Origin of the sequence: Accumulibacter sp., from assembly GCF_036625195.1 — a bacterium.
Taxonomy (GTDB): Bacteria; Pseudomonadota; Gammaproteobacteria; order Burkholderiales; family Rhodocyclaceae; genus Accumulibacter.
This window is the reverse complement of record NZ_JAZKUG010000001.1, coordinates 3,167,294-3,180,700: the sequence shown is the minus strand read 5'-3', so window position 1 is coordinate 3,180,700 and position 13,407 is coordinate 3,167,294. Positions and strand designations below refer to the sequence as shown.

The following is a 13,407-nucleotide window of genomic DNA, read 5'->3' as shown; positions in this document are numbered from 1 at the left end:
TGACCGGGCGAGGGAAGCGGCCGCATACTCGGTGCCATGTTCCTCAGCTTCCTGTACGTCGTCTACTTCCTGCTGGCGGTGGCGGTTGTCCTGCGCATCTTCTCGCACCGCAGTTCGCGCGGGTCGGCGCTCGCCTGGTTGCTGCTGGTCATCCTGGTGCCGGCGATCGGCGCCCTGATGTACCTCCTGATCGGCGAACGCCGCCTCGGCAGGACCTGGATGCAGAGAGCGATCAGCCTGCAGCCACAGGTCGTCCGCTGGGCGCGCGGCATTCCGGCGACCGACGTGGTGACGTCGGCCAGCCTGAGTTCCGCCGCCGAAAGCATCAGCCGGCTGGCGACCGGGCTCACCGGCCTGCCGGTGATGGCCGGTCACCGGTTGCGCCTGCTCGCCGACAGCGAAGCGGTGATCCGCTCGCTGCTCGCCGACATCAACGTCGCCCGCAACTCGGTACACCTCGAGTTCTACATCTGGAGCCCGGGCGGCTTCGTCGACGATCTGGTGAGCGCGCTGGTGAACGCCGCGCAACGCGGCGTCAGCTGCCGGGCGTTGATGGATTCGCTGGGCAGCAGGCCTTTCTTCCGTTCCGAGGCGATCGAGCGGCTGCGCGCAGCCGGCGTCGAGGTCGTCGAAATCCTGCCGGTGAATCCGCTGCGTGCGCTCTTCGTCCGCCTCGACCTGCGCGACCACCGCAAGATTGCCGTCATCGACCGCGGCGTCGCCTACACCGGCAGCATGAACATCGCCGACCCGCGCTTCTTCAAGCAGGATGCAGGCGTCGGCGAATGGGTCGACGCCATGGTCCGCATCGAGGGACCGGCGGCCTGGGCCCTCGAAGCCGTTTCGCTGTCGCTGACGGCGCTGCAGACCGGACACGACTTCGCTCCGCCGGAACCGCCGATCCTCTCGCTGACCGACAACTGCCGCGTCCAGATCTTCCCTTCCGGACCGCAAACATCGACCCGCCACATCGAGGAACTGCTGCTGACGGCCATCTACTCGGCGCGCCGCGAGATCGTGCTCACCACGCCCTATTTCGTTCCCAGCGAGACGCTGTTCACCGCGCTGCGTTCGGCCGCCACACGCGGCGTCGCGGTCACCCTGATCGTCCCGGAAAGGATCGACTCGCGGCTCGTGCGCTACGCCAGCGATGCCTACAACGACGACCTGCTGGCCGCCGGCATCACCCTGCTCCGCTTCCGTGACGGGCTGCTGCACACCAAGAGCATGGTGATCGACGAACAGATCACGATCTTCGGCACCGTGAACCTCGACCTGCGTAGCTTCGAACTCAACTTCGAGGTCTCGCTGATCGCCTACGACCAGCGCTTCTCGGCCGAGGTACGCGCACTGCAGCGCCAGTACGAGTCGCGCTCGCAAGCCCTCGAACTCGAACAGTGGCGCGCCCGCCCACTCTGGCGGCGACTGCTCGAGAACGCGATCCAGGTGATGAGTCCTCTGCTCTGATGCCGTGCCGCTGGGGTCGGCCGCCACGCGAGGTGCCAGCGGACCGACAACGCGATCAGTGGTGCAGCACCCGGGCGGATCGAGTCCGGACGCGCTGGAATCAATATACTGTCACCGCAATCAAAATGCGGGCTGTTTGCCGAAGTACTCGAAGCAGCGGGCCAGGCCGGCTCGCTGCTCTTCGTCCAGCGCAGAGAACTCGACACCGCAGAGGCAGCCGCCACCGTTCGCGACCTCGCTCCATGCGACACGCCCAGCGAGCCTGAGGGGAGCCTGCTGCTCATAGTGCGCCATCTCCTGTGCCGGCAGAAAGATCGCCAGGCTGAGTGTCTGGTTGGTCTTGACCGGCCGTCCCAGACGCAGGCGCGCGCCGACCAGCGAGACGTCGCTGGTGATGCCGTCGAAGCTCTCACCCCCTTGCTGCACGATGACCCGCAGGCTGCTCGGCAGGCGCGGTGCGCGACGCTGTTCGTGCTGCGCCTTGTCGATCAGCGGACTGTGGGTGAACGAGAAGCTGGCCATGATCGCGTTGAGGCGCGCCGCGACCGAGCGCAGGTCATCGCTGATCGTGGCCGTGACCTCGACCTTGTTGCTCGCTTCGCGCAGGGTCTGGAACAGCGTATCGAGCGTCTGCCGGAGCAACCCGGACTGATCGAGCTGCCGCGTGCTGGCCGTCGCGATGCTCTGGTTCGCACGCACCGTTTCGGCAACGTTGCTCGAGATGTGCTCGATCGTTTCGGCCATGCGACGCGATTCCTCGCGCGTCTGGCCGACCGACGCCACCAGTGCGTCCATGGTCGACACGACACGGCTCACCTGCTCGGCGAGATGCCCGATGATGCTCCCGACGCGCTCGGCCGACTTGCTGCTGCGTTCGGCGAGCTTGCGCACCTCGTCCGCCACGACCGCGAAGCCCCGCCCCTGCTCACCGGCACGCGCCGCCTCGATGGCCGCATTGAGTGCGAGCAGGTTGGTCTGTCCCGCGACATCCTTGATCGAGGCGGCGATTTCGTCGATCTCGCGCGCCGACCGCTGCAGGTCGCGAATCTCCCCGGACACCTGCTCGACCCGCTCGGACGTGGTCTCGAGCGCATCGATGCTGCTCTCGACGCTGGCAATCCCGGCGCGCGCCATGCCCTCGACGCCGTTCGAGCGCTCGACCGCGGCGAGCGCCTGCGCGAGTGCCTGGCGAGAGATCTCGTCGAGCCGCGACATCGCGCCATCGACCTCGCCGGAACGGCTTTGCTGCTCCTGGCTCACCCGCGCGATCTCGTTCGAGATCGACGAAATCTGGTAGGACGACTGGCCCATGCTCAGCCCGCAGTTCTCGACTTCCTGCAGGACGTCGTTGAGACGTTCCTGCATCCGCTTCATCGTCGTCAGCAGGTCGCCGACCTCGTCTTTCGAGGCAACCTCGATCTCGTTGTCGAGCTTCCCGGCGGCGACCGCATGTGCCACGTCCATGCCGTGCGCGAGCGGTCGCGTCACCACCCGGCGGATGAACAGGAAGATGATGAACAGCATCGGAACGGTCAGCAGGACCGCCGCCAGGACGGTCTGCATGCGCTGGCGTGCGACAGCCTCCTGCGTCTTCTGCAGTGAAATCTTCATGCTGACCGCGCCAAGAACGGTGCCCGGCGGCACGGCATGGCAGGTCGTGCAGTTCTTGCCGAGATAGTTCTCCTGCGCCAGCGCCGGCCGGATCACCCGCAGTGCCTCCTCGCCACTGCCCGTCGCCTCGACCGCGGAGTACGCCTCGCCCGTCGCGAGCACCTGCGCTTCCCGAGTGTCGTGTTGTCGCTCGTCCTCGGCCCCGGCGCCGAACTGCCTCGTCACCGCCTCGGCGCGCAGGACCCGCAGCTGACGGATGCTGGGCAGTTGCTTGATCTGGTCGATGAACACCTCGCGTTGCGGCATGGTGCCGGTGACCATCATGCCGGTCAGCCCGGCGAGCACCATGTCGTGCGCACTGATCGCGAAGTCCTGCGCTTGCACGATCGCCGCCTCCTCGCTGACGCGCGCCGTCCACAGGATCATGACCGCCCATGAGGCAATGGTCATGGCCCCGATCGAGACGATCAGGCGCACCCAGATCTTCTGGTTCCCGAATCTTGCCAACAAGCCGATCAACGACATGGTGCAGCGATCCTTTCGTTGCTGTTCTAGTGCGCGACCGATCGGCGGCGGTGCTCACTCGCTCACTCCCCGCCCATCCATTCGATGTGTCTCGTCGTTCGCTCCCTTGCGCCTTGCATCTCGCCCTGTTTGCGGCGATCTCTTCACAGCCGCTCAGCCTCCCCCTCCGGCATCGACCAATCGCAGCGCGCCCTCGCCGTACAGGCAGTACAGCAACGCGGTGGCGCTCTGCTGTTCGCGCGCCAGGGCACGCGCCGCCTGCAGCGCACCGGCCACGCTGTGGCCTTGCAACAGCCCGCGAAAGAGGGCGAGGGCGAAGTCGCGGGCGCCGCTGTCGTCGATCGCGCCGCTGTAGGTGCCGAGGAAGGCGCCGACGCCGCTGCGCATGGCGAGGTCGGCAAAACCGGGGCGCCCGCGCAACCCGGCGCTGACCGTTGCCGCATGGGCACCGCCCTGGCCCTCGACGCCAGCCGGAATGAATGCCGTGTAGTGCGAGTTGAGAAACATGAAGGCGGGCGAATGCCGCGTCAGCCAGGGCCGCATCATGCTTGCCGTCAGGTGGCGGTCGGCGAGTTCGAGGTAGGCCTCGTGCTCGTCGAACCAGGCATGACCGGCGAAGTGGAAGACATCCGGCGCGAAATCGTCGAAAGCCCTCGCCAGCGCGTCATGCGTTGCATCCTGGCCGAGCAGGAGTCTCACCTCACCGACGCCATTGGCGCGGATTTCATCGGCCACCGCGCGCCCCTCGGCGGCCGCACCCGGCAGCGCCAGCGCCGGCTCGGCGCTCTTCGTATCGGCGACCACCAGCGCACGCAACGGTGAAGCGACCGCCGGCAGGCCCCGTGCGCTCTCGGAGACGCCAACCGGTGCACGGTAGACCGCCGCCAGTTCTGCCAGCGTCCGCGAACCGGCTGCGAGCAGCTCCCACGGCAGACGCTCCACCTCGCGCGTCAGGTCGAGCCGCAGCGGGCGGCTGCGCCGCCCCTGCAGCGCGTTGGCGAGGGCTTTCACCATCACCGGCCCGAGCGTCCGCCCCAAGGCACCGCTGCACTCGGCGAGCGAGCCCTCGCGGTCGCTTCCCGACTCCAGCGCGCGCGACGCCGCGGCGGGCGCTGCCCAGGCTTCGCGCGGCCCGGAAGCGGTGGCAACGAGCTTGCCACCGTCACTGAGCATCGCCTGCACGGCCCCTTCGCGCCAGTCGAGAGCGAGGACGGCGGGTGTTGCCACTGCCGCTGGAGCAGGGGCTGCCCGGGTCGCGCGCCGCGCCGGCGTCGCCACGGCTACCGAGGCCACCCGCGCGACACTGGACACGGTCGCTGCGGGTGCTGCCGCGAGCCGATCGGCAAGGCTCTGGAAGAAGGCGGGAACCGCCTCATGCTGTCCCTCGGGATAGGCGATGACGCGAATCTGGCAGACGCGCCAGAGGTACTCCTCCTCGACCTTGCCGATGCCGGACATCAGCGCATAACGCTCCGGAGCAAAGCCACGGAAGGTGAGGAGCTGGCGGTCGAGCAGCAGGTTGAAATCGGGATCGGCGAGCGAATAGCCGACGAAGAGCACCGAGTGCGTCAGCAGGATGGACGAGAACACGGCGCTGAACGCCGCATTGCCGTGGATCAGGTCACGATAGTCGCGCGAGGTGAAGACGAGGCTGTCCGGCTTGTCGAGATCGCCGTGCGCCTTGAGCACGAAGGGCGCGCCATCGAACAACAGACGCCCGAGCGCTTCAGTGTCGAGGCTGGTCAGGGTCTTCGGCAGACCGCCACGCTCCTCGGCGTAGGCGCGCTCCAGAAGCTTGTCGTAGTTGGTCGTCACCCAGGCGGCAAAGGGCAGCCGGACGGCCAGTCGATGCGCTTCGGGCACCGGCCTGCCGGAGTCGCTGAGCCGTTCGCCGAGCAGCCGTGCATACTCGCCGGGGCCGAGCTTGAGCTTGCAGTGATCGGCGATCTGCAGCCACTTGCCGGCAGCAATCATGCTCTCCAGCTCGCGGCGGGACTCCTCACCCTGCATCGTTTCGGCGATCGTCGCGTCGACGACATCCTGCACCAGCGATCGCCAGGTCGGCAGCCCGGCCTGCGCCGACAGCCCGGCGCCGGCGAACAGCAGCAGCCGGCGCTCGCGCAGGTGCTGCAGCAGCTGCGGCGGAATCGGCAGCTCGGGCGCCGTCGTGGCAGTGGCGGCAGCGACCGGCGCTGGAGGTTCGGGAGGGTTCCTGGCTGGCATTGGTTGCGCCCCGCTTCAGCGGCCGCCGTCGGCCACGGCATGAACGGGCGCGCCCGCATGGCCGCAGTCGGGGGCGCTCACGCGATCAGTCTGCGCGACCTGCGCCGCCTGCCCCGCGGCTCCGGCGACGGCAACATGGTCCACCTCGGCGATGCCGAGCTCGGCCAGCGCCACCTGCAGCGCCGACAGGTGCCTTTTCGTCGGCGCCAGGAAACACACACGCTCGAGCCGGGTCGCTGCCGCCCGCGCTTCGAGGTAGTTGCGCGCGGCTTCGAGCTGCTTGCGGGCGTTGTCGACCAGGCTGGCGGAGCCGCTGCCGGTCGCCAGCAGCGGAAACAGGATCGACCGATACGGTGCCTCGCCCGCTTTCTCCAGACGCGCCGATTCGCGATCGGCCTGCACCAGCGCTGCCGTCACGCACTGTTCCACCTGCGCAATCGGGTGATAGCCGCCACCAATGACGCCGTAGACCGACGCGACGTGGAAGATTCGCCGTACATGGTGCGACTCGGCCAAGGCGCCGCTGCCGGTCGACACCACCATGCCCGGGTTCACCTGCTGCCGGCCACGCATCCTGGCGCGCAGTTCGTCGGCGATGGTGTCCTCGACGATATCGCCGACGTCGTCGCGGCGTGCCCCGAGATAGCGGATCAGCGCCGAGACGGAGGCATCGAAGACACGCGCCATCTGCATGTTGATGTTCTCCGAGCTGACCCAGATGTCGATCTGGTCGTCGGCACTGCCCGAGTCGAGATTGACATGCCGCAGATTGCCGGTGATCAGCCGAATCTCCCTGCCAGGCGCATTCGCCGGTGCATGGCGATGGATTCGCGAAGCGGCGAAGGCGCCCAGCCGCGAACTGACCTCGAGGCCCGGTACAGCGGCATGGACGAGGCTGTCGCGCGTGCTCGACAGCAAACCGTTGCGAATGAAGCTGCGGATCAGAGACTGCGCCTGCGCAATCTTCTCCGTATCCGAGTCGTCGTAGTCGATGGTGTTCATGCCGGCGATGTTGAAGGGATTGCGCGTTCCTTCGCGGCGGATGAGCACCGTCACCCGATCCCTGAGCGCATGGCGCACGCCGAGTTCGTAGTACACGTTGGGGTTGGCGGTGCTGATGTCGACCACTGCAACCTCGGCGTCGAGGATGAAGTTGATCATCCGTTCGTGGATGAGGCCAGCCTTCTCGACCTCGTCGCAACGCAGGCAACGGATGCGAATCCGCTCCTGCGCCAGCGAGTCCACCGCCGGCTTGATGATCTGCCGGTAGACCGCGTCGAAGTCGATCAGCTTGCCGTGATCATCCTTCTCGCCGAAGGGCATGATGACGAAACACAGGCGCCCCGTGTCCTCGCTCCGCTGTTCGTTCGCCATGTCGTTCCCCTTCTCCCCGTGCGGCCCGCCCGGCCATGGAACTACGGCAGTGCTCGCGCGCGCAGCCATTGCAGACCGATGATCGTCTTCGCATCGACCAGCGCACCTTCGCGCAGCGCGTCCATCGCCGTTGCCGTCGACATGCTGACAATGCGGATCTCCTCCTGCTCGGCAGCAACGCCGCCGCCGCTGCCGACGCGCCCGTCCTCGCTGACCTCGGCGTAGTAGAGCCAGATGCGCTCGGACGAGCCCCCGGGAGAGACGAAGAAGGTGGCGATCGGCTCGCAGCGGGTGAGCGCAAAACCCAGTTCCTCCTCGATCTCGCGGCGCAAGGCGGTCTCCGGCGACTCGCCGCGGTCGATCATGCCGGCGACGACTTCGAGCAGCCAGCCGGAACCCTTGCCGACGGTCGGATAGCGAAACTGCTCGGCAAAGAGCAGGCGGTCCGAATCGCGGTGGTAGACGACGGCGGCGACCGAGTCGCCGCGCTCGAAGACGAGCCGCCGCGCGGGCGGCGTCATCGAACCATCGGCACGCTCGAAGCTCACCTCGGCTTCGTCGACCTTGAAGAAGTCGTCGAGCAGGCGCCGACGACCGCGAACTTCCACCCTTCCCATGGCACCCCTTCCCGCCCCATGTACACTCGCCCCGCAGCTCGGCGACCCGATCCTTTCCCGGTTGCCGCGCGGCACGCCGGGAAGCATAGCGACCGCCCGCGCACGCGTCAATTTCGCTGCGCCCCCGCACGGCAGCGGACAGCCACGCTCCCGGCTGCCGCCCTGTCAGCTCCCGTGACGCTGCCAAGAGCAGCAGCGCGACGTGCAATTGCCGCGGCTCAGGGCGACGGGGTGCCACCGCGGCCCGTGGTCGCCCGGGCGCCGGCCAGGCGATGAGGCGATGGCCGGTGCTGCAGCCAGCGCGGGAGATCGCGTCAGGTCTCTTGCTCGGCACGCGCCGCCGTCCGCCCGATGCTCTCGATGAAGCTCGTGGCGAGAGCGATCTCGCGCAGGAAGCAGGTCAGGCCGGCAATCAGCGCCAGCATCGCGGCGACGAACAGCGCGCCGATCGGGCGCGACAGGTCGATCTGCATCTCGGCTCCGATGAAGAGCGCAGCGACGACGAGGCAGACCAGCAGTTCGCAGGCGACGCAGAGGCTGATCGCCCAGTGGATCATGCGCGCCCTTCGCGACAGCGAGACGATCGTGGCGAGCGTCTGTGCGCGCTCCGTCGCCGGCAGGCTGCCGGCCAGCAGCTTCTCGAGCACGTGGAAGCGGTCGATCACCCGCGCCAGCCGGTTGGCGAGAACGCCGAGCAGGGCACCGACGCCGGCGAGCAGGAACACCGGCGCAACGGCGAGCTGGATCACCTGCGCCACCGATGAGACCTGGTTCGAGAGCGTGAGCATCGGCCGACCTCCTGCCTGGGTTCCTGCCATTGACGAGCGTGCGCCACCCGTGCGGGCAGCGACTCGACTCTAGCCGACTGTCGGCTGCGGCGCAAACCGCCAAGCGCGTGCTGCAGACCCCGCCCCACTGTCCGCGAAGCCCACGCGGCGAAGCGTGCCCATGCCCGGCAACGCCGCCTCTCGCCGCCACGGCACCAGCCGACCTTGACCGGTGCGACGGGCAGCGCGATACTCCGCCACCTGCTCTCGCCAGCCATCCCCTCGAGGACACCCCGATGATGATGACGCCACGCACACCGGCCCCCGGCGGGCTTGCCTGCCTGATCGCAATCGCCCTGCTCGGACCACTTGGCTGTGCCAACCAGCAACCGATGGGTCCTCCCCTGCAGGTGATCGACGTCATCCCCGGCAGCGGCCCCGCCGTACTGCCCAACGGCGCAGCGATGAGCGCCGGCGACACCGCTGCGGAGCCTGCCGCACAGCCGCCGCAGGCTGACGCCTGGCCACGCCAGGTCGCGCTGGCCAACGCGACGGCCCTGGTGTACCTGCCACAGGTCGATGGCTGGCAGGGCAACACGCTCGCCTTCCGCGCCGCCGTGTCGCTGCCGGGCAGCGGCGCGAACCAGCAGACCTTTGGCGTCATCTGGGGCAGCGCGCGCACCGCCGTCGATCGCACGACGCGCACCGTCACCCTCGAAGACCTGACGCTGACGCGAGCGCGCTTCCCGACCGTCGCCGACAACGGTCTCGCCTACCTCGAGCAGTTGCGCGGCGCCCTGCCGGCGGCGCTGGGCAGCATGTCTCTCGACCTGCTGCAGGGCCAGCTCGGCGCCTCGCAGACGGTGCAGCCGAAGAGCGTCGCAGTGAGCAACGAGCCGCCACGGGTCATCATCAGCCAGAGTCCGGCAATCCTGGTGCCGATCGACGGCAGCCCGGTGATTCGGACAGTTGCCGGGTCGCGCTTCGAGCGGGTGATCAACACGCAGGCGCTGATCGCCCGCCCGCGTCTGGGCAGCACCTGGTACCTGCACGTCTACGACGGCTGGCTGGCTGCGTCGTCGCTCGACGGGCCCTGGCTGCCCGCAGGCGAGACACCGCTTGGGCTCGCCGACCTGATGCAGCGGCTCGCCGGCAAGGGCATCGTGGACCTGCTCGACGGCGGCCCGAAGGCGGACCCGAAGCCGTCTCTCGCCAACGGCGTGCCGACCATCCACGTGACCCAGACGCCGGCTGAACTGGTCGTCTTCAAGGGGCAACCGAACTTCGTCCCGATCACCGGCACCGGCCTGCTCTGGGCCGACAACACGACTGCCGATGTGCTCGTCAACACCGCCAACGACGATTATTACACCCTGCTTTCCGGGCGCTGGTATCGGGCTCCGTCACTCAACGGCCCGTGGACCTTCGTCGCCGCCAATTCACTGCCGGCGGACTTCGCGCGCATTCCGAAGGACGCTGCCGCCGGCGTCGTCCTCGCGTCGGTCGCCGGCACACCGCAGGCGCAGGAGGCGCTGATCGCCAACTCGATCCCGCAGACGGCAGTCGTGCCGCTGCGCAACGGCCCGTCCTTCACGCCGACCTTCGACGGCGCACCGCAGTGGCGCGGGATCGGCGGGACACCGCTGCAGTACGTCGTCAACACCGCGACGCCGGTCATCAAGGTCAGCGCGAACGCCTACTACGCGGTGCAGGCCGGCGTCTGGTTCACCGCCAGCGGACTGACCGGACCATGGACCGTCGCCAGCAGCGTACCCGCGGTGATCTACAGCATTCCGCCGAGTTCGCCCCTGCATTACGTGACCTATGTCCAGGTGTACGGGGGCAGCAGCGAGGTGGTCTATGTCGGCTACACGCCAGGCTACCTGGGAACCGTCGTCGCCCCTGACGGAGTCGTCGTCTATGGCACCGGCTACACCTACGCGCCGTGGATCGGTTCCGTCTGGTATGCGACGCCCTACACCTGGGGACTGGCTGCCGCACCGATCTACAACCCCTACGTCGGCTTCGGCTTCGGCTTCGGCCTCGGCCTCGCCACCGCCGCCTGGGCCGCGCCCTACTGGGGTGGCGCCTACTACCACCCGGGCTACTGGGGCTATCCCTGCTGCGGCTCGGCCAGCGCGAATGTCTATGGCCACTGGGGCAACACCGTCTACTCCGGGACGCGCAGTTGGACCGCCAGTGCCGATGGTCGCGTCGGCACGAGCGCCAGCGGTACCTATGCCAACACTCGCACCGGCACGACCGGCTCGTATGCAGCCGGGCGCAGCTACAACCCCTATACCGGCCAGGCGGCGCGCGGTTACGACCGCACCTTCGACACCGCCGGCGGCGTCAGCGGCAATGTCGCACGCGCCGGTTCGTACAACGCCTACACCGGCCAGCGCTCGTACGCCTCGAGCGCCACCGCAACGGGCCCGCAGGGCAGTTCGGTGTCGAAGACGGCGACGGCAACGGCGGGCCCCGCGGGGGCCAGTGCGCAGCACACGGTCAGCGCTTACGACGCCAGAACCGGCGAGAGCAAGAGCTATACATCGAGCGGGCTGTTCGGCGACCATTTTGCCGGTGCCGACGGCAACGTCTACCGCAACAGCGACAACGGCTGGCAGCAACATGGCGCCGGCGGCTGGCAGTCAGCGACCGGCGACACCTCGTGGGCCGACCGCGAACAGCAGGCCAGAAGCAATTACCAGGGTGGCTGGGGCGGCGGCGACCGTGCCGCCGGTGGCTGGGGCGGTAGTGACAGCTGGGGCAGCCGCTATGGCGGCGGCAGCAGCTTCGCCGGCCGCTTCGGCGGCGGCGGCTTCGGCGAAGGACGCTTCGGTGGTGGAGGCTTCGGCGGCGGCTTTCGCGGTGGCTTTGGGGGCAGACGCTGACGCAGCGCAAGCGCGTCCGGCAGCAGGATCAACGACCCTGGCAACGGCGACCACATTCTTGCCGCCGCCGCGCCAGGAACACGCGGACCCTGTCTCGCAAGCCGCGCCGGACAGCGCGGCGCGGCGCCAGGACCAGTTCCCGATCGAGGAGAATGTCATGCAAGTCAAACAACGAGGAATCTTCATTTTTCCGGCTCTCGCGCTTTTTCTCGGCGGCTGCGCCAGTCCGCAGCAAATGCTGGCCAGCGAGGAGGAGCAGGCCCTGCTGACCGCCGTACGCCGCGGCCAGTTCGAGATGTCCTGCCCGACGGCACGCGGCGTCGTGCTCTCGGCCAACCTGTTGCAGCCCGTCCTCTGGAACGGCATCGAGCGCGCCGAGTACACGATCGGTGTCGAGGGCTGCGGACAGAAGGCAACCTACGTCACCGTGTGCCCGCTCGGCTCGCCGGGCTGCGTCGCCGTCTCGGGCCGCAATCTGGCGCAGTAGCCGCCGTCGACGCCGCACGCGAGAAACACCGCCATTGCCCGGCCAAGACGGCCCGCGCGGGGCGCGTGCCGCGCCGCCGGGGAACTGCGCAGGGATCGATGGCAGCGGCTGTCGGGATGCCAGCCGAGGCGTTCGGTGTGCGGCTGCCGACGAAACGTCGGCAGGAAAAGAGGTATCATGCAGCGGCTGCAACGCAGCCATCGACCGTCCCCTCCTGCTCAACCGCCTTTCAAGGAGCCCAACATGTTCAAGCAAGTCACGTCCTACCTTTCAGCGCTCGCGTTTGCGGTTCTCCTGGCGGCCTGCGCGGCGCCCGGGCAGCAGCCCGGAGAAATGGAAATCCGCAGCGGGGTGATCGAGCAGATCAGCTTCGTCGATCTGCAGAGCAACCAGCATCAGGGAGTCGGAGCGGTCGTCGGTGGCCTCGCCGGCCTCGGCATCGGCAGCCTGATCGGCGGCGGCAGCGGGCGCGACGTGGCGATGGTTCTGGGTACCATCGGTGGCGCGATCGCCGGCAACCAGATCCAGAAGCGCTACGACCAGCCTGTCCAGGGACAGCAGATCATCGTCCGCACCTCCTACGGCGTCCTGGTCTCGGTCACGCAGCCGACGAACCAGTCACTGTTCCAGGGCCAGCGGGTTTTCATCGAGGGTAGCGGAGAAAACGCTCGTGTCGTGCCACGCTGATCGAATCCCGGTCTCCGGCGGGGTCCCGTCACGCTCGCTGCCCGGACGCGCCCAGGGAGGAGCCGACGGCATGGCGGCTGCTTCGCCCGGTCCGGTTGCGTCCCCGTGTTGGCGACGGCGGAGCGATCGTCCGGCGACATTCCGCCGCTCACTCGCCCTGCTGTTGGTTGCTGCCGCGACGGCCTGCGCGCCGGACGCCTGGCGGCCGGACAGCCGCTTTGATGCATTCCTCGATCAGGTGCAGGATCGCTGCGGCAACCTCGACGTGGGCGGCCGGCGCATCGGCGCCAACCTCATCCAGGGTCCCGATTCGTATTTCCTTGACCTCACCTCGCGCTATTTCCACCGCGAGATATCACGCGAGAACTATGCCGACGCGCTTGCCGGTACGTTCTCCAGCGACCCGGGATCGGCTGGCATTCGCTGCATCCTCGCTGTGCCGCGGAGCAGCGACCCGATGCCGATGCCGCCAGCACTGCTGCAGTGATCGCCGCCGGGACACCCCGACCGCCGGCTGCTGCGCCGGTCGCCCGGCCCTTCCGCCCGCTTTGCGACGGATGACCGGGCGACCGCAAGCGTTGTGCAAGCAGGGACAAGCTCGTAGAATGGCGGCCTGCGCGGGCGTCGTATAATGGCAATACCCTAGCTTCCCAAGCTAGAGCCGAGGGTTCGATTCCCTTCGCCCGCTCCACTTCCCCTGCCGCTGCAAGGCAGCTCCTTGCCCGTTTGAAGCGGCCGTACGGCGCCGGCGCCAG

10 protein-coding genes and 1 tRNA gene are annotated in these 13,407 nt (G+C 68.3%); 6 read left to right on the top strand and 5 right to left on the bottom strand.

Features of this window, described 5'->3' with window-relative positions:
- Positions 1-36: 36 nt before the first annotated feature.
- On the top strand, positions 37-1,467 hold the full coding sequence (gene cls, locus V5B60_RS14120; RefSeq protein WP_332347656.1) for a cardiolipin synthase: 1,431 nt from the start codon (positions 37-39) through the stop codon (positions 1,465-1,467).
- Positions 1,468-1,587: 120 nt separating this feature from the next.
- Here cls and V5B60_RS14115 read toward each other — a convergent pair whose 3' ends face one another.
- The 5 genes from V5B60_RS14115 to V5B60_RS14095 form a co-directional block, all read right to left on the bottom strand.
- Positions 1,588-3,603: a methyl-accepting chemotaxis protein gene (locus V5B60_RS14115; RefSeq protein ID WP_332347655.1), complete on the bottom strand. Its 2,016-nt coding sequence runs from the start codon at positions 3,601-3,603 to the stop codon at positions 1,588-1,590.
- A 153-nt stretch (positions 3,604-3,756) separates the two neighbouring features.
- A complete protein-coding gene (locus tag V5B60_RS14110; RefSeq protein ID WP_332347654.1) occupies positions 3,757-5,826 on the bottom strand; it encodes an SIR2 family protein in 2,070 nt (689 codons plus the stop codon).
- A gap of 15 nt (positions 5,827-5,841) precedes the next feature.
- A complete protein-coding gene (locus V5B60_RS14105; protein WP_332347653.1) occupies positions 5,842-7,200 on the bottom strand; it encodes a hypothetical protein in 1,359 nt (452 codons plus the stop codon).
- A gap of 41 nt (positions 7,201-7,241) precedes the next feature.
- The gene (locus V5B60_RS14100; RefSeq protein ID WP_332347652.1) at positions 7,242-7,817 is read right to left on the bottom strand and encodes an NUDIX hydrolase; all 576 of its coding nucleotides are present in this window, start codon (positions 7,815-7,817) and stop codon (positions 7,242-7,244) included.
- 314 nt (positions 7,818-8,131) lie between these two features.
- Positions 8,132-8,605 carry a DUF2721 domain-containing protein gene (locus V5B60_RS14095; protein ID WP_332347651.1) on the bottom strand — a complete coding sequence of 158 codons (474 nt, stop codon included), beginning with the start codon at positions 8,603-8,605 and terminating at the stop codon, positions 8,132-8,134.
- A 275-nt stretch (positions 8,606-8,880) separates the two neighbouring features.
- Between V5B60_RS14095 and V5B60_RS14090 the strand changes: the two genes are divergently transcribed.
- The 5 genes from V5B60_RS14090 (at position 8,881) to V5B60_RS14070 (ending at position 13,343) form a co-directional block, all read left to right on the top strand.
- Positions 8,881-11,478 carry a hypothetical protein gene (locus V5B60_RS14090; protein ID WP_332347650.1) on the top strand — a complete coding sequence of 866 codons (2,598 nt, stop codon included), beginning with the start codon at positions 8,881-8,883 and terminating at the stop codon, positions 11,476-11,478.
- Positions 11,479-11,635: 157 nt separating this feature from the next.
- Positions 11,636-11,965, top strand: a complete 330-nt coding sequence (locus V5B60_RS14085; protein ID WP_332347649.1) for a hypothetical protein — start codon at positions 11,636-11,638, stop codon at positions 11,963-11,965.
- 243 nt (positions 11,966-12,208) lie between these two features.
- Positions 12,209-12,652 (top strand): glycine zipper 2TM domain-containing protein, encoded by a 444-nt coding sequence (locus V5B60_RS14080; RefSeq protein WP_324601177.1) that lies wholly within the window; start codon positions 12,209-12,211, stop codon positions 12,650-12,652.
- 70 nt (positions 12,653-12,722) lie between these two features.
- On the top strand, positions 12,723-13,139 hold the full coding sequence (locus V5B60_RS14075) for a hypothetical protein (protein WP_332347648.1): 417 nt from the start codon (positions 12,723-12,725) through the stop codon (positions 13,137-13,139).
- A 130-nt stretch (positions 13,140-13,269) separates the two neighbouring features.
- A tRNA-Gly gene (locus V5B60_RS14070) sits at positions 13,270-13,343 on the top strand.
- Positions 13,344-13,407: the final 64 nt, after the last annotated feature.